Below are 19,811 nucleotides of genomic sequence, written 5' to 3'. Positions count from 1 at the left end.
TTCCAGCCGACATGTAGTCAATGACTATGTGGAAGCCATTGCATGGATATATTGAGGCCAGCAATGGTCGGATTTTATACTTTGCGACCTGCCCAGGGCGGAAGTCCCGCCTGGCATGAAAGGAGCCGTCATGCATCGACTGCTGCTCACATCCTCATTCTCTGCTACCGCTGAAAGGTTGCCCACCTTTCTGGAAAGCTCTCCTAAGAATCGTACTGTGGCTTTCATCCCCACGGCCAATCTTCCACAGCGTTCGGATAGTTATGTCCAGGAGGCTCGTCGAGCCTTCACCGACATGGGCTGCCGGATCGACGACCTGGAAGTCTCAACAGCCGATCCGGAGACCATACGTCGCAGCCTGGAGGAGGACGATCTGATCTACCTGTCCGGCGGCAACACCTTCTTCCTGTTGCAGGAGTTGCGTCGCTCAGGCGCTGCCGATCTGATCAGACAGCAGGTGGATCAGGGCAAACCTTACATCGGCGAATCGGCTGGCGCGGTGGTGACCGGTCCCGATATCGGCTTCCTGGATGCCATGGATCCGCGCTCGGCCGCCCTGAATCTGGACTCCACCGCCGGGCTGGGCCTGGTGGACTTCCGTCTCCTCCCCCACCTTGATTCCGAACCCTTCGCCGAGGTGACCAGGAAAATCCTGGACCGCTACGGCGACGATGCACCCATGGTGGCCATCAACAACAGCCAGGCCGTGGCAGTCCACGGGCAGTGCCTGACCATCCTTTAGAGAACGTCAGTCAGCGACAGAGGCTTTCCATGACCCGTCGGGCCTGATCCAGACGATCACCGGGACAGAGCAGGATGACACCGTCTCCGGCGAGCAACCTCAGATCACCAGCAGGAATCAGCCGATGCTCACCTCGGCGAAGACCGATTACGGCACATCCGTGCGGCCAGGGAACCTGCCCCAGCAGACGACCAGCCGCCGGACTGCCATGCTCTATGGGGAACTCCACAGTGACCCTGTCAGGAACCTGAGCATCGGGAGCACATCCTCGGCGATAACGCTCCAGCAGAGCCTCGTAAATAGGCTGGACACCCAGCAAATCGGACACCATCAAAGCCGTAAAAGCGCACAGTGCCACGGGGAGCATATGGACCAGAGAGCCTGACATCTCCACCGTCAGCAGGATGGATGTTATGGGGGCCTTGACCGAGGCCGTCAGAGTGCCCGCCATGGCGCAGACCGCACAGACTGGAATAATCCTGACGGGCATTCCCAAGGCGGCCGCACCCATCCCGCACAGGGACCCAGTCAGTGTGCCGACTGCCAGGATAGGCATGAAGATGCCCCCGGGGGCACCGCTGCCGAAGGAGGTAGCCGTAAAAAGCATCTTGACCAGAAGCAGAACCAGCAGGTTGATGGCCACCGACCAAGCCACCTCACGAACACCTTCCGCCTTGCCAATCAGGTCCTCGCCGCCACCCAGGACAGCAGGCAGCAACAACCCGACCGGCAGAGCCAGGAAGAGGGAGATCACCGGTCCCAGCTTCGAGGGCAGGTGCTTGTAAAGGCTCTGCGCGCCCAGCAGCAGACGGTTCATTGCAGCTCCCACAAGGCCGGCCACCAGCCCAAGGGGGATCATCAGCAGATACTGGGCGATGGTCAGCTGTGGCATAGCGGTAAAATCCAGGACCGGACGCAGGCCGAAACGGTTTTTGGCAATGAAATCAGCACTCAGGCAGGCCATGGCTGCTGACAGAAGAATCATTGGAGAAAAGGACCGGTGGATCTCCTCCAGGGCGAAGACCATCCCCGACAAGGGCGCGTTGAATGCTGCAGACAGGCCGGCAGCCGCGCCGGAGGTCACCAGGCAGGTCTCCTCCACACGGTCTCGGCGCAATCCCCGGGAAACCAGCTGGGAACCGGCCGCGCCGATCTGCACCGAGGGCCCCTCGCGCCCCAAAGACAGGCCGAACATGCCGCAGGCCAGACCGCCCAGGAATCGTACGCCCAGCACAGGCAGGGCAGGCATGCGCATGCCGTGGATGACCACACCCTCCACCTGCGGGATGCCGGAGCCGGAAGCCATGGGAACCCGACCGACCATCCAGGCCAGGGCCAGGCCCACCAGCAGGGCGGCCAGCAGCCAAGGAAGAATCATCAGGGGCCGGTCACGCATCTGTGCGTAGGCCCATCGAGCGAACTGTGTGCCGTAGCCGATGCCCTGCCGGTAGAGCACCACCAGCACTCCCACCAACAGTCCGCAACAGGCGGCCCTGAACGCCACCAGCCACCGGCTTGCTCGACCCGATCTGGTCGCCTGCAGCTGGTCGGAACGATGGGTCTGATCCATCTCATCTGCCGACGGCTTTCCTCTAGACGGATTCAGCCTCACCGGTCTGCTCCTTCCCTCCTTCGCGCACAACGGTTTCCAGCTTCTCTCAGGGCAGAGACCAGGAGCAATGGCTGAGTCGACGGCTTCAACTCTCCGGCAGTATGAGCACCTGGGATACCAGCTTCCGTGCAAGATCCGGCAGGCAGGAGCCAGGCAGACAGACGGACACATCGTCGGAGCCCAACGGCAGTGCTGTCTGTTCGTCAGTTGCCGTCAGATTGCCGTCCAGGACGACGGTGTCCACTTGGCCGTGATGGCCCACAAGATCAAGCAGCGAGACCCGACCCGGCACCGTATCCAGACACTGGCGCAAGGTGGCAGCCGAGGCCATGTGCAGCCTCCGGCATCCGACTGCTTCTCGCACCTGGCGCAGATCCGGCCGCACTATACCCTTGGCCACCAGGAGTATCAGCAGCCCTCCCACATCCTCCAGCAGCAGGAACTTGGACAGGTTTTCTGCAGAGAGCCCCAGCAGGTCAGCAATGCCCAGCTCCATGCCCTGGTCGATGGTGTCCAAGGGCGGATGCTGGACGAGGCGCCAATTTGTTTTCAAACCATCCAGAAGCTCTCGCACCGGCTGGGGAACCATCCTGTCCCCCGAATCTAATGGCTTCTTATCCATACCGACCGGGGCGCCAAGGTCTACTCTGGCTGCAGGATCAGTGCTGCCGTTGCCAAGTCTCATGGGTGCCTCGTCAGTCGTTGGCCACCTCTGAGTCGGGCTTCAGCTCCTTCTCCTTCTGGCCTATCCGCTTTCTGTCTATGCGATAGTAAGCGTTGAAGAGACCGCCGGAGGTCAGCAGGAAGACAAGAAGAACCAGCAGCCATATGTTCTCTTCGGCATCGTATGTCTCAAGCAATTCATAAGAGGAGGAGATCATCTTCAGCCAACCTGCAACTGACACAAAGTACCAGGCAGTCGCCTGGTCAAGAAAGCTCAGCGCACGTCGACGCTCAGACCGGGTCCTGGTGGCCTGACGGAGAATTTCGTGCCCGCGTTTGCGCTCCAAGTGGATCTTAACGATGGGGGCCAGCCACCACCAGGGCGAGACCTCATCCCAATTCTTACTGAGCTGATCAAAGTCGTCCAGGAGCTCCTGATATTCCTGCAGCTCCATCAGCCCCTGGAAGAGTGGGAATGTGAAAAGCAACCAATCCCCGATCAGAGAGACAATGGCGATGAATTGATCCACGACCCGACCTTTCCCTTGCAGAGCCGGCGCCCAAGGGTCGGCTCGCGTGATTACGCATGGCTACCATCCATTATTGTAGGCACCAGGTTCCAGCCCAAACCGCTCTGCGAACACGGGATTTTAAGCGAATACAAGAATGCCCCGGAATGAGCTCCGGGGCATCCACCAGGCGGACAGGGCGGGATTCGAACCCGCGGTGGCTTGCGCCACAACGGTTTTCAAGACCGTCTCTTTCGGCCGCTCAGACACCTGTCCATAAGACGTGCCGATCAGGCACGTCACTCATCATACGACATCAAGGTTGGTCCAACCACCAACGGAATGTCGACCAATCCCGGCAGAGGCGGTTCAGGCCTCCCAGGTCTTGGGCTCGATGACCTCCTTGCCACCCACATAGGAGCGCATGGCCTCAGGGATGACGATGGAACCGTCGGCGTTCTGGTGGTTCTCCAGGATGGCGACCAGCCAGCGGGTGGTGGCCAGGGTCCCGTTCAGGGTGCTGACAGGACGCGTGGAGCCGTCCTCCAACCGCTCGCGTTCGTTGAGACGGCGGGCCTGGTACTCGGTGCAGTTAGAGGTTGACGTCAGCTCACGGTAGCGACCCTGGGTGGGCACCCAGGCCTCGCAGTCGAACTTGCGCGCGGCTGAGGACCCCAGGTCTCCTGCAGCGGTGTCGATGATCCGGTAGGGCACGTCCACCTTGGCCAGCATCTCCTGCTCCATGGCCAGCAACTGCTGGTGCTGGTCACGGGAGTCCTCCTGCTTGCAGTAGACGAACATCTCCACCTTGTCGAACTGGTGGACGCGGATGATGCCCATGGTGTCCTTGCCGGCAGAGCCAGCCTCCCGCCGGTAGCAGCTGGACCAGCCGCAGTAGCGCAGCGGGCCTTGGCTCAGATCCAGAATCTCATCCTCGTGCATGCCGGCCAGGGAGACCTCCGACGTGCCCACCAGATACTGATCGTCAGGCTCACGCAGACGGTAGATCTCGTCGGCATGGGCATTCAGGAAGCCGGTGCCGGCCATGACCTCAGGCCGGACCAAGGTGGGCGTAATGGTGGGAATGAATCCATGCTCCATGGCCTGGTCCACGGCCATGGTCAGCATGGCGATCTCCAGCCGGGCCACGTCCCCCCTCAGGAAGTAGAAGCGGGAGCCGGAAATCTTGACGCCCCTGCGCATGTCGATGCCAGCCACGCCCACGCCCAGGTCCAGGTGGTTCTTGGGCTCGAAGCCCTCTTTGGTGAAGTCGCGCGGGGTGCCGACCTTCTTGACCACCACGTAGTCGTCCTCGCCGCCCTCCGGCGCCTCGGGTTCCACTACGTTGCTGAACTTCCACATGAGATCGATGTACCTGGCGTTGGCCTGGTCGGAAGCTGACTTGCAGGCATTCACCTTCTCGGACAGGCTCTTGGTCCGGGCCAGAAGGTCGGCTTTCTCATCAGGAGACGCCGAACCCATGCGCTTGCCGAGCGACTTCTGCTCGGCCCTGCAGCTCTCGTAATCCTGGAGTGCAGCCCTGCGCTCGCTGTCCGCCTTCAGCACCTCGTCGACGAGTTCGACCGATTCGCCGCGTTTGCGCTGTGATTCACGGACAACATCCGGATGTTCCTGAATGAACCTGATATCTAACATATCTGAATTGTATGACTTTCAAGGGACACGAAAACCGGCCCCGCACACCTCATTCCAAGTCCCATGGCCTCTGCTGCAACCGGCCCGGCCGCCGCCGACCAGCCAGGGGAAGCAGCCACGCCGGGAAGGCAGACGCGAACCATCCGTCCCTTATATGCGTCTGCCACGCATCACTTGCCGAATACAGTCTTGCGGAACCGTTTGCCGGTGGGAGTGCCAGCCAGTCCGCCTATGCCGGTCTCTCTCAGTGATGAGGGCATGCTTTCGCCGATGGACTTCATGGCTGCGATGACCTCGTCGGGCGGGATCCTGCTGATGCCACCCGACAAGGCGATGTCAGCAGCGATCAAAGCGTTGGCAGTGCCGATGGCGTTGCGATTGACGCAAGGCACCTCCACCAGTCCGGCCACGGGATCACAGACAAGTCCCAGCAGATTGCTCATGGCTATGGCGAAGGCCTGGGCGCTGGCATCAGGATCGCCTCCTGCACCCTCAACCGCAGCAGCTGCAGCCATGCCGGATGCGCTGCCCACCTCGGCCTGGCAGCCGCCTGTAGCTCCTGAGATCATCGCCTTGTTGGCCGTGACCAGCCCGAAAGCGCCTGCCGTGAACAGGCAGCGGATCAGCCCATCGTCATCCAGCCCCAGTCGGTTCTTGAGCACGGTGAGCACTCCGGGCAGGGTTCCCGAGGAACCGGCCGTGGGCGTCGCGCAGATGATGCCCATGGCCGCATTGACCTCATTGGTGGCCATGGCGGCCTCAACGGCCTGCAACATGGCATCGCCGCTCAGACTGGTTCGCGTCTTCCGGTAATGCTCCAGCAAAGCAGCCTGGCCACCGCTCAGCCCAGTCTTGGAAAACACGCCATCGCCCTGGGACCCCCTGGCCACGGCAGCCTGCATGACCTGCAGGTTCTTGGCCATTCTTGCCCATATTTGCTCACGCGTCTGGCGCGAACGCCGCACTTCCTCGTCGATGGCCACTTCAGATATCGACGAGCCGCGCTCTTTAGCCATACTCACGAGTTCAGCGATCGAAGCGAACATGCGCCATGCCTCCTAGTCGATATATATCATCCGGGACGAGTGATCGGCGATCTGCTGCTGCCGCTGGTTGGACAGCGGATTATCCAAATCGAACTCGTACACTGCCATGCCGGCCGGACCCGCGGGCTCATACCTGGTCTGCTTGGTCACGCCCTCTTCCCGGAGCAGATCGCGTATGCCCTCCAAGCGCCGACCGGAGCCCTTGTCGGATTCATCCAGTTCCACCAACAGGATGGGCAAAAGCCCCGGAGGAGTGATCAGGCAGCCGTCCAAGTTGATACTCCGCACTTCAATGGTTCCGCCCCCAATAGAGCAAGCCGCGTAGATCACCCGACCGGCTGGGCCCTGCAGATCCAGGACGGCCGTGTTCGGGTGGTCGATGGGGCTGGGTTCATCCTCCTCGTGGAAGGTCAAATCCATGCCCTGTCTGCGGGCGATGCCGATGGCATCCGGCACCCGGGAGTCATCCGGCGCAAAACCCAGCAGGCCGCTGATGATGGCATAGTCGGTACCGTGGCCGCTGTGCGTGCGAGCAAAGGAATCATAATAATGAATGTCGGCACGGCTGGGGACACCGCCGGCAAGGATGTGCCCAACCCGTCCAATGGCCACTGCCCCGGCTGTGTGCGAGCTGGAGGGTCCAATCATGATGGGTCCTATGATGTCGAACACGCTCTTGTACTTATCCATGCCCGCCTCCTCTTCCCATACCCCCGGGCTTTCCCGGACTTCCAGCGCACGAAGCCGTTGCAGCTCCAGACCGAAGGGACCACATGGACCGAATGACATCATAACTTTCCGCTTTTCATAACTCAATCAGCTCATACTGTCAGCGTGATTGCTGTAGAGGGTTCGTTCACGTCGGACACACCCAAGGGGTTCGGGTCGACACCACGCGCAAAATGGAGTCATGCCAATTCCAGCGGTCGTCATCCTCGGCATCCTGGCGGTGGCGGCCATTGTCGTCACAGCAGTGGTGTTGATCATTCGCGCCCAAAGGCGGCATAGGTTCGCCATGCAGATCCTGGCCCGGGATGACGACCAGCTCAGCTACGCTTTCGTCATCAACCCCTCCAAGCCCCAGGCCGCTGCTGCCCGCGAGCGCATCCAGCAATACTGCCGGGACAAGGGCATCCGCGAATTCAGTTTCATCGAAACCCAGCTGGATCGGGACGGAAAGGCCTGCGCCCGCATGGCACTGGAGCGCGGAGCCAACGTAGTCGTTGCCGTGGGCGGGGACGGGACCGTACGCACCGTAGCCAGCGCCATGGCATCCAGCGACCATGTCATGGGCATCATCCCTATAGGGACCGGGAATCTCTTCGCGAGGAACATGGGCATTCCCGTTGGCGATCTGGACGCCGCCCTGGCCGTGGCCACCTCGTACGGATCCACCCAAGTCGACGTGGGTCGCATGGCTCTGCTGGACCAGGACGATCAGGAACAAGGCCGTGGTCATGCCTTCCTGATCATCGCCGGCATCGGCTTCGACGCCCTGATGATTGACGACACCGACCCCAATCTGAAGAAGACGGTCAGCTGGCTGGCCTACTTCATCAGCGGCGCCAAACATCTGTTCGCGCCCAAGTACACAGCCGACATCACCATCACCCGGCCCGACCAGGTCACACAGACCAACACCTCGGTGACCTTCCGCACTTTCATGGCCGGCAACTGCGGGGAGATCCCAGGATTCTCCCTGATGCCCGACGCCTCCTACGAGGACGGCATCCTGGACTTCGAGATCATCGACACCTCCGCTGGCCTGATCGGCTGGGCCAATCTCTTCGGAGACGTCATGCATCAGACCATCACCCGAAAGGCCAGCCAGAGCCCCCTGTCGACCAACTCCACCATCGTCCAGCTGCAGGGGACCAAGGCAGAAATCCGTCTGGAGAAGCCCGCCCTGGCTCAGGTGGACGGCGACATTCTGGGCGAAACCTGCCACATCGCACTCAGCGTGGAGCACCGGGCTCTGAACGTGCGGGTTCCCCAGTCCGACTGAGACCGAAGGAGCCTGTTCCCCCATCTGCACGCTTTCTCATGCCGGGGTGGCATGATGGGAGCCATGACAGCACAGAACGCGGGCAAGCCTGCCAGCCCCAAAGATCTGATCAACGTCGACGATCTGATCGGCAGGTACTACGATCTCATCCCCGACCCCTCCACGCCCTCCCAGCGGGTGTCCTTCGGCACCTCCGGGCATCGTGGCTCCGCCCTGACCACCTCCTTCAACGAGGCCCACATTGTGGCCATCAGCCAGGCCATAGCCGAACAGCGAGCCAAGGATGGAGTCACCGGACCGCTCTATCTGGGCCGCGACACCCACGCCCTCTCCCTGCCTGCCTGGAAGACCGCTATCGAGGTCCTGACAGCCAACGGCGTACGGGTGCGCATTGACGCCAATGATGACTACACTCCCACCCCCACCGTCTCTCAGGCCATCCTGACACACAACCGGGCGGCCGACGGGACCCAGCGCTTCTCCGGCAAGGACCTGGCCGATGGCATCGTGGTCACCCCCTCCCACAACCCGCCCACCGACGGCGGATTCAAGTATGACCCGCCCACAGGCGGCCCGGCTCCGGCTGAAACCACCAATGCCATAGCGCAACGGGCCAACGAGCTCCTGGGCGACTACAGGCGGGTCAAGCGGATCCCCTTTGAAGATGCCCTCAAATCCGACCTGGTGGAGCGCTTCGACTACCGGGAACATTACGTGGCCGACCTGGGCAATGTCATCGACTTCGACCTGATCAGATCCTCTGGGGTCCGCCTGGGCATCGATCCGCTGGGCGGGGCCTCGGTCAATTACTGGCCGCTGATCAACGAAAAGTACGGGCTGAACATCGGCGTCGTCAACCCCGAGGTGGATCCGACCTGGCGGTTCATGACCATCGACCACGACGGGAAGATCCGCATGGATCCCAGCTCCCCCTATGCCATGAAGGGCCTGGTGGATCGCCTGAATGCAGGGGCTTGGGACTCCTACGACCTGGTGGGCGGCACCGATCCGGACGCCGACAGGCATGGCATCGTCTGCCCAGGAACAGGGGTCATGAACCCCAACCACTACATCGCCGTCTGCGTGGAATACCTTTTCTCCGGAAACCGTCCCGGATGGCCTAAGGGCGCCGGCATCGGCAAGACCCTGGTCTCCTCCTCCCTGATCGACCGTGTGGCTGCCTCCATAGGCGCCAGGTTGATCGAGGTGCCTGTGGGCTTCAAGTGGTTCGTCGACCCCCTCTTCAAGGGAGAGGTGGCCTTCGGCGGCGAGGAGAGCTCCGGGATGAGCTTCCTGCGTCGGGACGGCCGCGTCTGGACGACCGACAAGGACGGGCTGATCCCCGACCTCCTGGCTGCCGAGATCACAGCCAAGACCGGAAAGAACCCGGCCCAGCTCCACCAGGAGCAGGTGGAGCGCTTCGGCCAAAGCTGGTACAAGCGGGTGGACACCCCGACCACCTTGGAGCAGAAGCAGAAGTTCGCCTGGCTGAACGGCGACGATGTGACGGCCTCCACCCTGGCCGGCGAGCCCATCACTGCCAAGCTGACCGAAGCCCCGGGCAACGGGGCCAAAATCGGCGGCATCAAGGTGACCACCCGGAACAACTGGTTCGCCGCCCGCCCCTCCGGCACCGAGAACATCTACAAGGTCTACGCCGAATCCTTCGTTTCCCCCGAGGCCCTGGATCAGGTTCTGGACGATGCCGACCAGGTAGTAGCCAAGGCCCTGGGCTGAGCTGCGGACAAGACCATCGCTGGCGCAGGGGTTCTCTATCTATTTGTCTAGGCTGGAACCATGACCAATGACAAGAATCTGGTCGTCTCCACCGACGGCAGCGCACTGAGCAATCCCAACGGCCCCATGGGCTGGGCCTGGGCCGACCATGAAGGCGGCGACGCGGATGCAGGCGGCGCAAGCAACGGCACCAATCAGATCGGTGAGCTATGCGCCGTGCTGCAGGCGCTGCGCGCCCACCCAGGCGAGCGCCCGCTGGTCATCGAAACCGACTCCCAATACGCCATCAACTGCTCCACCACCTGGGTGCCCGGGTGGAAGAAGAAGGGCTGGAAGAACTCCCAGGGTAAGCCGGTCAAGAACCGCCCTCTGATCGAGGCTATCGATCGTGAGATCCAGGCACGGCCGGGATCAGTCAGGTTTGTCTGGGTCAAGGGCCACGCCGGCGACACCTTCAACGAGAAAGTGGACACGCTGGCCCGCGGCTACGCTACCGCTGCAGGCAAAGGCGATCGGGAAGGCTGCCTGCCCGTTGAGGGCTGGCGATCACTGCTGGCCTCCCCCTACGCCAAGGGCACGCAGGTGCCGTCCGCAGTCAAGGAGGAGCTGGACGGAGGACCCCAGGTTCTGGACGATCTTGGCCGCAAAAAGGTTCGCCTGGACCAGAAAGAGCAGAAAGACCTGGCCGAAACCGCCGTCGAATCCGAGGCCGTGGATGCCGAGCAAGCCGAGTCCGTAGCCGCAACATTCTCAGGGTCGCCGGCCGCAGCAGCAGACGAGCGGGACGACGTGCCGTCTGAAGCCATCAATGACACGCCCGCTTCTGACATAGCTGATGATCAAAAAGACGACCCCTCGCCGGCTTTCAACGATACTTCGGACACCGACACGGTTGATCAAGAGACCAAGAATTCCGGCGCTCGAGGGCTGAGAGCCAGCGGCCAGATCCGCATCACGCCTCCTCCCTCTGGCAGCAGCATGTTCACCGGACAGGACCTGCATATAGTCGGCAGCATTGATCTGGACGCCGCCATCGACCCTGACGGCTACGTGAACATTCAGGAGGCCCCCTTCCGCCTGCACGCCATCGAAGTCAAGGATTGAGCCGTTCATGGACCGTCAAGGGCCATCGTCTACACTGGAGTGAACCTGAACGAACAAGACCCGCAGATATCAGCCGTTAAGGCATGACGGGCATGAAGGAGCGTCTATGGACAAGACCGAGCAGGACAGACTGAAGAAGGCCGCCGGCATCGAGGCAGCCAAGCTGGTCGAGAACGGCATGACCGCCGGGCTGGGCACCGGATCCACGGTCCGGTTCTTCGTGGATGAGCTGGGACGGCGCGTCAAGGAAGAGGGCCTGGAGTTCACCGGCGTGACCACCTCTCGGCGTACCAAGGAGCAGGCTGAAGGCTACGGAATCCGCATCGTCGACATCGACCAGGTGGACCACATCGATGTCACCATCGACGGTGCCGACGAGGTCGACAAGGACTTCAACGGCATCAAGGGCGGCGGCGCAGCCCTGCTCTGGGAGAAAATTGTAGCCACCAACTCTCGAAAGATCGTCTGGATCGTGGACGAGTCCAAGGTGGTCGACACCATCGGCCGCTTCCCCCTGCCAGTGGAGGTCATTCCCTTCGGCGAGCGCCACGTCCTGGACCGCTTCAAGGAGCGCGGCTACAACCCGGTACTGAGGCTGGACGGCCAGGGACAGCCGGTCCTGACCGACGAACACAACCACATCATCGACCTGCATCTGGATCGGATCGAGCACCCGCAGGACCTGGCCCAGGACCTGATCACCACCGTGGGCGTCGTGGAACATGGTCTCTTCCTCAACATGGTTGACACAGTCATCGTGGGTGACCCCAACGGGCCCCGGGTCATGACCAACGCCAACAAGTGAAAAATAGACGGATATACACGAAGCCCCCCGCGTCCAATCGATGCGGGGGGCTTCGTCGGCCCTAGCGGGCCATAAGCCATAAAGAGCTACTTGCGCTGGTGACGAGTCTTGCGCAGCAGTTTGCGGTGCTTCTTCTTGCTCATCCGCTTGCGGCGCTTCTTGATGACAGAACCCATCCGAGCCTCCGATCCTTAGTTACCTGGAAGTGTCCAACTTGCTTATCGTACACCGTTTGGGGGACGATCAGAGCGGGAAGGCCTTATAGAAAGCCTCCAGCGCCGTCCTCTGACCCTGAGCGCGGAAGACCACCGTGTCGTTCTGCCAGATGACCAGCGCCTTGTGCTCGTCGTCACCATCCGCCTTCTCCAGGTAGGATCCGGTGACCGTGCCGCCGCTGCGAACCTTGCCCGAGGCCAGCTCCTTGCCGGACATGCCTGTGGACTGGCTGTCGTAGAGGGCCTTGGCATCCTCGCTCCTGGACCACTGGGCCAGGTGGAGGGTCACGTCCCCGCCCGATCTGCCGGTGGAGTAGACCAGGCTGTACTCCTCTATAGGCGTACGGGTGCTCCACTCGCTGTCGGAATCAGCCTTGACTCGGGCGAAGCCGCCCACTGTGTCAGGCATGGCCTTGAGCAGCTCCGAGGCAGAGTCCGGCAGGGGCGCCGCCTTGGCCTTTGGACTGGCCTGGGAGGGACGGGAAGAAGCGGAGGTCTGAGCCTGTGCGTCTGGTTGTTGGCTGCGCACCGCCCAGTGCGGCCATACGAAGGCCGACAGGAGCACCAGAACCACTACCGCAGCCAGGGCGATGACCACGCCTATACGTCGACGGCGTTGCCGGGCATGCGCAGAGGAATCGGGCGAAGAGGACAGAGGTGCAGAAGGATTGTCAGCCATGCCTCCATTCTCTCATGGGAGGGGTGTCGGCACTGCGAAGATGACGTGAAAGCCCGGGCCCTCGTCCCTGAATCCCGATAGCGTGCAGGTATGGCCAAGACGACGACGCAATACGTGTGCACGGAGTGCGGATGGACCGGCGGCAAGTGGTTCGGACGCTGCCCGGAATGCGGCCAGTGGGGAACCATCGAAGAGTTCCACGAAGCCCGCGTGGGTGCAGGAGGCGGCTTGTCCTCCTCAGGAGGCAGCCATACGGCGCCTGCGCCTCCAAAGACCGGCCTGGCCCGGCCCATCACCAGGGTGGGCACGGACCAGGTCAAGCGCATCCCCACAGGATTCGAGGAGTTCGACCGAGTGCTGGGCGGAGGCATCGTACCCGGGTCGGTCATCCTCCTTGCCGGCGAGCCGGGAATAGGCAAGTCCACCCTCCTGCTGGAGACAGCCGGCCGCGTAGCCGGCCGGGGCGGCCAGGGAGGCAAGGTGCTCTACCTGTCGGGCGAGGAGTCCCAAGCCCAGGTACGGATGCGGGCTAGCCGGGTGGGGGCCCTCAAGGACTCGCTGCTGCTGGCTTCCACAACCGACCTGGCCACGGTGCTGGGGCTGATCGAGCGTGAGAAGCCGGCGCTGGCCATTGTGGACTCCGCCCAGACCATCGTCTCCAACCAGGTTGACGGCATTTCCGGAGGCTCCACACAGGTGCGTGAGGTGGCCATCAGCCTGATCGACATGGCCAAGTCGCACGACATCCCTATCCTCTTGGTCGGCCACGTGACCAAGGACGGCTCCATAGCCGGGCCGCGGACCCTGGAGCATCTGGTCGATGTGGTCTGCCAGTTCGAGGGCGACTCCCAGACCGCCCTGCGCCTGCTGAGAGCTGTCAAGAACCGGTTCGGCCCCACCGACGAGGTGGGCTGCTTCGACATGAGCGAACAGGGTATCGAGGAGGTCAGCGATCCCACCGGGCTCTTCCTGTCCACGGCCGGGCAGGAGGTTGAGGGCACCTGTGTGACCTTCACCTTGGACGGCCACCGCAGCCTGCCCATCGAGATCCAGGCCCTGGTCACCTCCTCGGTTCTGCCCACGCCCAGACGCAACACCAACGGGATCGATGCCAACCGCCTGGCCATGCTGGCTGCTGTGCTCTACCGTCACGGCCGGGTCAACCTGCTGACGAGGGACCTGTATGTGTCCACCATCGCCGGCGGGCTGGCCAAGGAGCCCGGATGCGACCTGGCCATTGTGGCCGCCCTGGCCAGTGCAGCCAAGTCCCGGCCCATCCTGCGCACGACCTGTGCCATGGGCGAGATTTCGTTGACAGGGCAAGTCAGGCCTGTTCCTCAGCTCAACCACCGGCTACAGGAGGCCGCTCGGCTGGGATTTACACGAGCGCTGGTCCCGCCCGACAGGCATTCAAGAGGTCGCAAGTCCATTCAGGGACTGGAAGTGGTCGAGGTCACCTATCTGGCCGAGGCCCTGGAGGCCTTGGGACTGGTCTGAGCCGGTGGCCGCTGGTTCCCTATCGCACCCCATGGCGCTCACCTGCCTACTCGTTAACCTGCCGGACTAGGATGGAGTCGCCGGAAGACCGACACCCATCATCATCGCGAGGAGCAGATCAGCATGACCATCTTCACCAGGAAAACCATACGCAGGCTGACGGCGGCCGCACTCACGACAGTCACGCTCATGGCCGGCGCGGCCTGTGGCTCCTCATCGGGCAATAGCGGGCAGTCAGCAGACAAGCAGGACATCACCCAGCAGACCATCAAACCCGGCACCCTGACCATTGCCACCGGAGATCCGGCCTACGCCCCATACGTGCAGGACAACAAGCCCGAATCCGGCAAGGGCTACGAGGCGGCCGTGGCCTATGCAGTGGCAGAGAAAATGGGCTTCGACAAGGCACACGTCACTTGGACCCGGACCACCTTTGATGCCGCCATCGCCCCGGGCAGCAAGGACTACGATCTGAACATCCAGCAGTTCTCCATCACCTCGGAGCGCCGTCAGGCTGTGGACTTCACGCCCAGCTACTACAACTCCACCCAGTCGCTGGTCGTCAGAAAAAACTCCCCATATGCTTCCGCCACCTCCCTTGCCCAGATCAAGAACGCCAAGATAGGAGCCATGGTCGGCTCTACCTCCTACGAGATGGCCCACAAGCTGGTCAAGCCTGATATCGACACCTTCAACGACGACGTGGCTTCATCCCAGGCCTTGGATGCCAATCAGATCGACGCGCTGGTCGTGGACACCCCGTCAGCCGTGACCATGGTCGATTCCGGGCAGGTCAAGAACGCCAAAATCCTCGGGCAGATCAAGGGCTCTCAGGACCCGGAGGGCATGGGCATAGTCCTGCCCAAGGGCTCCAAGCTGACCCCTGCCGCTTCCACGGCTGTCACGGCCCTGAAGAAGGATGGAACCTTGGACAAGCTGCAGAAGCAGTGGCTGCACGTCTACACCTCCCTGCCCATGCTGGGCTGAGAGAAGAAAGGAAACCTTGTCGTTCATGGCCACCTCGGCACAGGACGCGGTCAGCGATATCCAACGGGAACGGGAACGCTACGGGCGTCGACAGAATCTGCGCTCTGTGGCGATCAGCATCGCCAGCACGCTGGTGTTGGCCCTGCTGATCGCCCTGGGTCTGCACGCCTCACCTGGCTGGCCCCGGGTCAAGCAGTCGTTTTTCTCCGGTGCCTACTTCGCCCAAGCCTTCCCCAAGGTCCTCCAGGGACTCTGGCTCAATCTGGAGGTCCTCTTCTTTGCAGTCATCGGCGTGGCACTGCTGGGCACCCTGCTGGCCATGATCCGCACCAGCCGGAACCCGCTGCTCTTCCCCCTGCGGGTGCTGGCCCAGGTCTACACCACGATCATGAGAGGCATCCCCATGATCGTGGTTCTCTACCTGATCGGCTTCGGCATTCCCGGGCTGGCCATCTTCAACCGGATTCCGGCAGCCCTGCTGGGCACTGTGGCGATCATCCTCTCCTATTCGGCCTACATCGCCGAGGTGCTGAGGGCCGGCTTCCAGGACGTCGGCCCCTCACAGAGGGCGTCGGCACGTTCACTGGGCCTGACCTCGGGGCAGACCATGCGTCTGGTCGTCATCCCCCAGGCCCTGCGCAAGGTGGCTCCGGCACTGATGAACGACTTCATCTCCATGCAGAAGGACGTGGGACTGATCTCGGTTCTAGGGGCTGTGGACGCGGTCAGAGCGGCCCAGATCATCGTGGCCACCTCCTACAACTTCACTCCATACGTGGTGGCCTCGGTGCTCTTCATCGCCACCTCGGTCCCCTTCATTCTTCTCAACGACTGGTATTCCAACCGGCTGCGCAAGCGCGAACAGAGCGGAGGCATGGTATGAGCGAACAGGCAGGCGCCGAACAGGACCAGCCGGTGCTCCGTCTGGAGAATGTTCGAAAGACCTACCCTGGTGGCAACAAGGTCCTGCGCGGCATCTCCATGACCATCATGCCCCATGAGACCGTGGCCCTGCTGGGCCCATCCGGGTCGGGCAAGTCCACCTTGATGAAGTGCATCAACCTGCTGGAGACCGTCAACGACGGAAGGATCTGGCTGGGCGGCACCGATATTACCGACCCCCGGATCAACCAGGATGCCTGCCGGGCCAGAATCGGCGTGGTCTTCCAGCAGTTCAACCTCTTCCCCCACATGAACGTCCTGAAAAACGTGACCCTGGGGGCCATCAAGGTTCATGGCATGCCCAAGGAAGAAGCCAGAGAGCGGGCCCTGGAACTGCTGGACCGGATCGGCATGAGGAAGAAAGCCGGAGCATACCCCGACCAGCTCTCCGGCGGCCAGCAGCAGCGGGTGGCCATCGCCCGGGCTCTGATGACGGACCCGGAACTGCTCTTGCTGGATGAGATCACCTCAGCCCTGGACCCCATGCTGGTGGGCGAGGTTCTGGCCATGGTCTCCGAGCTGACTGCCGGAGGCACCACCATCCTCATGGCCACCCACGAAATGAGTTTCGCCCATCATGCAGCCAACCGGGTCGTTCTGCTGCTGGACGGAGTCATCGCCGAGAACGGAACGCCGCAAGAGGTCATGGACGAGTCTGAGAATCCTCGCACCAGGGAGTTCTTCAGCCATTTCCGAGGGCTGTGAGCTCCCAGATTCCTACAGTCTTCAGTCGGCGGAAAACGCTCTTTCTGCCGCCTTGGTCAGCTCCAAGGTGCGATCGGCGTCCAAGGCCAGCTGTCGTTTGAGGGGCTCCTCGCCCGCATACCGCTTCTGACTGCGCAGACGGCTGAGAAACTCCACGCGAACCCGGTGGCCATACAGGTCCACCCAATCCGGCCGCACGGCGTTGGCTTCCAGGACTTGTGGCATATGCTCACCCGGGGCCAGGAAGGTCTCCTTGGTGCCGATGGAGATGGCGGCAGGCATCCGCCAGGGCGATCCCTGAGCCAGACGACCCTCCCGGCCCTCCGGCGTGGCCATGGGATCCGTAGGCAGACCCAGGTCAACCAGCCAGCCCGCATAGACCCCATCTGCGGGCATCATCCCCTGGCTGTCGGGTGCAAGATTGGCAGTCGGAAATCCCAAGCGGCGTCCCCGCTGCTCCCCATGGACCACTGTGCCTTGAACCATGTGAGGCCGACCCAGAATATCCAAGGCCGTGTCCACGTCACCGTCCTGGATCAGTTGCCGAAGGTGGGTACTGCTCCAAGCCCTGACCTGATGTCGCTCCAGGCCGTCAGCGTCAGGCAGCGTGCAGTCGCCGGGGCCCTGGTCGTCCACGACTTCCAGGTTGAACAGTCCGGTGTCTGCTAGGGCGCCGATGGCTCCGATGTCGCCGCTTCGCCCTGCGCCCATTCGCGCATCGCGGCCCAAGACCAGGGTTCGCATGGCCAGCCGTTCGGTAAGCTGCTTGAGGAAGAACCGATAGGATTTGGCCGCAAAGGCCAGTGTGTATCGCACCACCACAACCTGTTCCAGCCCCAGCTGGGCCATGAGCCGCAAGCGCTCCTCCATCGGCATGATCTGATCAGGGTCATGGCGAATCAGATCCGAGGGCGGTTCAACCATGTCATGGCTGTCGGCGTAGCTGTGGACCAGTTTGGGACTGGGGTCGAAGACCAGGGCCATGGGCCGATCCTGGCCCTTGGCCGCGAGCTCGACCACCCGGCGCAGGAGGGCCTGATGACCCCGATGCATGCCATCGAAGACACCGATGGTGACCACACTGGACCGGGCCCCCAAGGTTCCCGGCCACCTGACAATGCCCGACTCATCCGGGCTGACCTGGCTGACCTTCATCCGCTTCCCATCACTTAGTCATGGCGGCCCCCGAACACGGGCGCCGAAAATTCCTTAAGCACTGTATGCCCACCGTCGCACCCTGGCAAGACCCTGGGGCTCAACCCGAGCCTGCACACTCAGGACTCGGGGTGGAAGACCACATCCGGTTTGGCCCCGCCTCGTGTACTGGGCACTAGGATAGCAGCCAGACGCTGCCTGCCCTCAGGTCCGGCCAGGGCGGCCGTGGGCCCAGCAACCGGCAGATCCAAGAATCCGCCATTGCCCACTCTGGCAGCCTGATCGGCATCCAGGCTCAGGACGGGCATGCTCATACGTGCCGCCTGTGCCAAACTCAGCGAACCATCCAGGATCGCCTGCCGGTCGCGGTCCAGGACCATACGACTGCGGACAACCGTCTGACCTTGCCGGTTCCGGTAGGTGTGAGGAGCCACATGACCGCCCACTACCTTGGATGCCAGGTCGGAATCCTCCAGGTCGAATGGACCCACACGAATCCTTCTTAGGGCAGTCAGGTGGCCGCCCAGATCCAGTCGCTCGCCCAGGTCGCGAGCCAGGGCACGGATGTAGGTGCCGCTGGAGCAGGTCACCTCCACATCCGCATCGACCACCCTGGTGCCCTGGTCGGGCAGGTCCACACGGCGCAAGTCCAGCAGACGGAAGGATGCAATCCGAATGCGGCGGGGTTCCAGCTTGACCTCCTGGCCTGCCCGAGCCAGGTCATAGGCCCGCCTGCCCTTGACCTTGATGGCGGAAAAGGCATCGGGTACCTGGTCGATCCAGCCGGTGAAGCAGCGATCAATCAGATTCTGCAGACCCCGGGCTGTCAGCTCGTTTACCCTCTGCGCAGCCCCAGGACGCACCGGCAACAAATTTCCGTCCGCATCATCCGTGGTGGTGCCCAGCCCCAGACGCATGGTGGCCCGGTAGGTTTTGTCATGACCGACGATGACCGTCAGCAAGCGCGTGGCCTGACCAAATCCAATAACCAACAGGCCGGTGGCCATGGGATCCAGTGTCCCAGCGTGGCCTACGCGGCGCATGCCGAGACCAGAGCGGACGGCTGCCACCACGTCATGGCTGGTCACACCGCTCGGCTTGTCAACAAGGATGATGCCCGAGGTCGGTTCACCGGCGCCGGACTTTATGCCGTCCGACGGCTCAGCGGTCGGCCTCATCCGTATCCTCCGCCGCAGGTTCGTCAGGGGCGGAGCCCGACCCATCGGACTCTTCCTCGTCGTCATGCCGGTACGGGTCGGGGTCGCCGGCATAGCTGGCATTGACCCGGGCCTTGGCCATGGCCTCGTCCCGGTGACGGGCCGCAGTCAGCACATCCTCGATCTCGGTCGCCTCGGCAGGCACCTCGTCGTAGATGAAGCGCAGCGTAGGCGTCAGCCGCAGACCGGCCCGGGCGCCGACTAGGGTGCGCAGCCTGCCGGAGGCCTGCCGCAGGGCCTGCTGGGCGCGCTTGCGTTCCCCGGCCTCATGACCGGACCGACCCAGCTGGGTCCAGTAGATCTTGGCTATCTGCAGGTCGTTGGTGACCCGAACCTCAGTGACGGTGACCCCTGCCAGGCGCTTGTCGTGCATCTGGGACTCCAGCGCAGAGGCCACGACCCGTTGTATCAGGGCCGCTATGCGTACAGCGCGGGGATTTCCAGCCATCATGATTCCTTTCTCGAACCGTCTGCGACTATTCGTCGCATTCATGGACATCCGCCCCGGCCAGGGAGTACCCGGACCGGGGCGGAT

The 19,811-nt window shown here is 62.6% G+C and carries 20 protein-coding genes and 1 tRNA gene; 9 read left to right on the top strand and 12 right to left on the bottom strand.

Annotated features, from left to right (window positions below; all coding sequences use genetic code 11):
• The first annotated feature begins 130 nt into the window (after nucleotides 1-130).
• Nucleotides 131-742: a Type 1 glutamine amidotransferase-like domain-containing protein gene (locus ACUIAH_RS08355; protein ID WP_445340948.1), complete on the top strand. Its 612-nt coding sequence runs from the start codon at nucleotides 131-133 to the stop codon at nucleotides 740-742.
• A gap of 10 nt (nucleotides 743-752) precedes the next feature.
• Here ACUIAH_RS08355 and ACUIAH_RS08350 read toward each other — a convergent pair whose 3' ends face one another.
• From ACUIAH_RS08350 to ACUIAH_RS08320, 7 genes are all read right to left on the bottom strand, one after another.
• Nucleotides 753-2,312, bottom strand: a complete 1,560-nt coding sequence (locus ACUIAH_RS08350; RefSeq protein WP_445341585.1) for a ClC family H(+)/Cl(-) exchange transporter — start codon at nucleotides 2,310-2,312, stop codon at nucleotides 753-755.
• Between the two features lie 127 nt (nucleotides 2,313-2,439).
• The gene (locus tag ACUIAH_RS08345; RefSeq protein ID WP_445340947.1) at nucleotides 2,440-3,039 is read right to left on the bottom strand and encodes a YbaK/EbsC family protein; all 600 of its coding nucleotides are present in this window, start codon (nucleotides 3,037-3,039) and stop codon (nucleotides 2,440-2,442) included.
• Nucleotides 3,040-3,049: 10 nt separating this feature from the next.
• Nucleotides 3,050-3,547, bottom strand: a complete 498-nt coding sequence (locus tag ACUIAH_RS08340; RefSeq protein ID WP_045924785.1) for a hypothetical protein — start codon at nucleotides 3,545-3,547, stop codon at nucleotides 3,050-3,052.
• Nucleotides 3,548-3,717: 170 nt separating this feature from the next.
• Nucleotides 3,718-3,802 (bottom strand) — tRNA-Ser (locus tag ACUIAH_RS08335).
• Nucleotides 3,803-3,895: 93 nt separating this feature from the next.
• Nucleotides 3,896-5,182, bottom strand: coding sequence for a serine--tRNA ligase (serS, locus tag ACUIAH_RS08330; protein WP_445340946.1), 1,287 nt, complete (start codon nucleotides 5,180-5,182; stop codon nucleotides 3,896-3,898).
• A 170-nt stretch (nucleotides 5,183-5,352) separates the two neighbouring features.
• A complete protein-coding gene (sdaAA, locus tag ACUIAH_RS08325; protein WP_445341584.1) occupies nucleotides 5,353-6,198 on the bottom strand; it encodes an L-serine ammonia-lyase, iron-sulfur-dependent, subunit alpha in 846 nt (281 codons plus the stop codon).
• 42 nt (nucleotides 6,199-6,240) lie between these two features.
• The gene (locus ACUIAH_RS08320) at nucleotides 6,241-6,918 is read right to left on the bottom strand and encodes a serine dehydratase beta chain (protein ID WP_445340945.1); all 678 of its coding nucleotides are present in this window, start codon (nucleotides 6,916-6,918) and stop codon (nucleotides 6,241-6,243) included.
• A 220-nt stretch (nucleotides 6,919-7,138) separates the two neighbouring features.
• On the opposite strand from ACUIAH_RS08320, the gene ACUIAH_RS08315 reads away from it, so the two are divergent.
• From ACUIAH_RS08315 to rpiA, 4 genes are all read left to right on the top strand, one after another.
• The gene (locus tag ACUIAH_RS08315; protein ID WP_313835827.1) at nucleotides 7,139-8,233 is read left to right on the top strand and encodes a diacylglycerol/lipid kinase family protein; all 1,095 of its coding nucleotides are present in this window, start codon (nucleotides 7,139-7,141) and stop codon (nucleotides 8,231-8,233) included.
• 63 nt (nucleotides 8,234-8,296) lie between these two features.
• The gene (gene pgm, locus ACUIAH_RS08310) at nucleotides 8,297-9,970 is read left to right on the top strand and encodes a phosphoglucomutase (alpha-D-glucose-1,6-bisphosphate-dependent) (protein ID WP_445340944.1); all 1,674 of its coding nucleotides are present in this window, start codon (nucleotides 8,297-8,299) and stop codon (nucleotides 9,968-9,970) included.
• Between the two features lie 60 nt (nucleotides 9,971-10,030).
• Nucleotides 10,031-11,074, top strand: a complete 1,044-nt coding sequence (locus ACUIAH_RS08305) for a ribonuclease H family protein (protein ID WP_445340943.1) — start codon at nucleotides 10,031-10,033, stop codon at nucleotides 11,072-11,074.
• 106 nt (nucleotides 11,075-11,180) lie between these two features.
• Nucleotides 11,181-11,879 (top strand): ribose-5-phosphate isomerase RpiA, encoded by a 699-nt coding sequence (gene rpiA / locus ACUIAH_RS08300; protein WP_445340942.1) that lies wholly within the window; start codon nucleotides 11,181-11,183, stop codon nucleotides 11,877-11,879.
• A gap of 86 nt (nucleotides 11,880-11,965) precedes the next feature.
• Here the strand turns inward: rpiA and ACUIAH_RS08295 are convergent, their stop codons facing one another.
• The gene (locus tag ACUIAH_RS08295; protein ID WP_004268639.1) at nucleotides 11,966-12,055 is read right to left on the bottom strand and encodes a 30S ribosomal protein bS22; all 90 of its coding nucleotides are present in this window, start codon (nucleotides 12,053-12,055) and stop codon (nucleotides 11,966-11,968) included.
• A gap of 67 nt (nucleotides 12,056-12,122) precedes the next feature.
• Complete coding sequence (locus ACUIAH_RS08290) at nucleotides 12,123-12,773, bottom strand: hypothetical protein (RefSeq protein ID WP_045924792.1); 651 nt, start codon at nucleotides 12,771-12,773, stop codon at nucleotides 12,123-12,125.
• 90 nt (nucleotides 12,774-12,863) lie between these two features.
• On the opposite strand from ACUIAH_RS08290, the gene radA reads away from it, so the two are divergent.
• The 4 genes from radA (at nucleotide 12,864) to ACUIAH_RS08270 (ending at nucleotide 16,904) form a co-directional block, all read left to right on the top strand.
• The gene (radA, locus tag ACUIAH_RS08285; protein WP_445340941.1) at nucleotides 12,864-14,270 is read left to right on the top strand and encodes a DNA repair protein RadA; all 1,407 of its coding nucleotides are present in this window, start codon (nucleotides 12,864-12,866) and stop codon (nucleotides 14,268-14,270) included.
• Nucleotides 14,271-14,393: 123 nt separating this feature from the next.
• Nucleotides 14,394-15,257, top strand: a complete 864-nt coding sequence (locus ACUIAH_RS08280) for an ABC transporter substrate-binding protein (RefSeq protein ID WP_445340940.1) — start codon at nucleotides 14,394-14,396, stop codon at nucleotides 15,255-15,257.
• Nucleotides 15,258-15,282: 25 nt separating this feature from the next.
• A complete protein-coding gene (locus tag ACUIAH_RS08275; protein WP_045924795.1) occupies nucleotides 15,283-16,140 on the top strand; it encodes an amino acid ABC transporter permease in 858 nt (285 codons plus the stop codon).
• Nucleotides 16,137-16,904 (top strand): amino acid ABC transporter ATP-binding protein, encoded by a 768-nt coding sequence (locus ACUIAH_RS08270; protein ID WP_445340939.1) that lies wholly within the window; start codon nucleotides 16,137-16,139, stop codon nucleotides 16,902-16,904. The genes ACUIAH_RS08275 and ACUIAH_RS08270 overlap by 4 nt, the downstream gene beginning before the upstream one ends.
• Before the next feature lie 21 nt (nucleotides 16,905-16,925).
• Here the strand turns inward: ACUIAH_RS08270 and ribF are convergent, their stop codons facing one another.
• From ribF to rbfA, 3 genes are all read right to left on the bottom strand, one after another.
• Entirely contained in the window at nucleotides 16,926-18,059 is a 1,134-nt protein-coding gene (gene ribF / locus ACUIAH_RS08265; protein WP_445340938.1) for a bifunctional riboflavin kinase/FMN adenylyltransferase, read from the bottom strand.
• Nucleotides 18,060-18,178: 119 nt separating this feature from the next.
• On the bottom strand, nucleotides 18,179-19,237 hold the full coding sequence (gene truB / locus ACUIAH_RS08260; RefSeq protein ID WP_445340937.1) for a tRNA pseudouridine(55) synthase TruB: 1,059 nt from the start codon (nucleotides 19,235-19,237) through the stop codon (nucleotides 18,179-18,181).
• Nucleotides 19,221-19,724 carry a 30S ribosome-binding factor RbfA gene (gene rbfA / locus ACUIAH_RS08255; protein ID WP_045925129.1) on the bottom strand — a complete coding sequence of 168 codons (504 nt, stop codon included), beginning with the start codon at nucleotides 19,722-19,724 and terminating at the stop codon, nucleotides 19,221-19,223. The genes truB and rbfA overlap by 17 nt, the downstream gene beginning before the upstream one ends.
• Between the last annotated feature and the right edge of the window lie 87 nt (nucleotides 19,725-19,811).

It is taken from the genome of Bifidobacterium sp. ESL0820 (assembly GCF_052606235.1).
The sequence above is the reverse complement of the archived record's forward strand: the minus strand, read 5'-3'. Positions and strand labels throughout refer to the sequence as shown.

Coding starts and splice junctions, on each gene's coding strand:
- ACUIAH_RS08295 (WP_004268639.1), bottom strand. CDS start 12,055: ATGGGTTCTGTCATCAAGAAGCGCCGCAAGCGGATGAGCAAGAAGAAG.
- truB (WP_445340937.1), bottom strand. CDS start 19,237: ATGAGGCCGACCGCTGAGCCGTCGGACGGCATAAAGTCCGGCGCCGGT.
- ACUIAH_RS08355 (WP_445340948.1), top strand. CDS start 131: ATGCATCGACTGCTGCTCACATCCTCATTCTCTGCTACCGCTGAAAGG.
- ACUIAH_RS08320 (WP_445340945.1), bottom strand. CDS start 6,918: ATGGATAAGTACAAGAGCGTGTTCGACATCATAGGACCCATCATGATT.
- ACUIAH_RS08275 (WP_045924795.1), top strand. CDS start 15,283: ATGGCCACCTCGGCACAGGACGCGGTCAGCGATATCCAACGGGAACGG.
- pgm (WP_445340944.1), top strand. CDS start 8,297: ATGACAGCACAGAACGCGGGCAAGCCTGCCAGCCCCAAAGATCTGATC.
- ACUIAH_RS08290 (WP_045924792.1), bottom strand. CDS start 12,773: ATGGCTGACAATCCTTCTGCACCTCTGTCCTCTTCGCCCGATTCCTCT.
- rpiA (WP_445340942.1), top strand. CDS start 11,181: ATGGACAAGACCGAGCAGGACAGACTGAAGAAGGCCGCCGGCATCGAG.
- ACUIAH_RS08350 (WP_445341585.1), bottom strand. CDS start 2,312: ATGGATCAGACCCATCGTTCCGACCAGCTGCAGGCGACCAGATCGGGT.
- ACUIAH_RS08315 (WP_313835827.1), top strand. CDS start 7,139: ATGCCAATTCCAGCGGTCGTCATCCTCGGCATCCTGGCGGTGGCGGCC.
- ribF (WP_445340938.1), bottom strand. CDS start 18,059: ATGAAGGTCAGCCAGGTCAGCCCGGATGAGTCGGGCATTGTCAGGTGG.
- sdaAA (WP_445341584.1), bottom strand. CDS start 6,198: ATGGCTAAAGAGCGCGGCTCGTCGATATCTGAAGTGGCCATCGACGAG.
- radA (WP_445340941.1), top strand. CDS start 12,864: ATGGCCAAGACGACGACGCAATACGTGTGCACGGAGTGCGGATGGACC.
- rbfA (WP_045925129.1), bottom strand. CDS start 19,724: ATGGCTGGAAATCCCCGCGCTGTACGCATAGCGGCCCTGATACAACGG.
- ACUIAH_RS08345 (WP_445340947.1), bottom strand. CDS start 3,039: ATGAGACTTGGCAACGGCAGCACTGATCCTGCAGCCAGAGTAGACCTT.
- ACUIAH_RS08280 (WP_445340940.1), top strand. CDS start 14,394: ATGACCATCTTCACCAGGAAAACCATACGCAGGCTGACGGCGGCCGCA.
- serS (WP_445340946.1), bottom strand. CDS start 5,182: ATGTTAGATATCAGGTTCATTCAGGAACATCCGGATGTTGTCCGTGAA.
- ACUIAH_RS08305 (WP_445340943.1), top strand. CDS start 10,031: ATGACCAATGACAAGAATCTGGTCGTCTCCACCGACGGCAGCGCACTG.
- ACUIAH_RS08270 (WP_445340939.1), top strand. CDS start 16,137: ATGAGCGAACAGGCAGGCGCCGAACAGGACCAGCCGGTGCTCCGTCTG.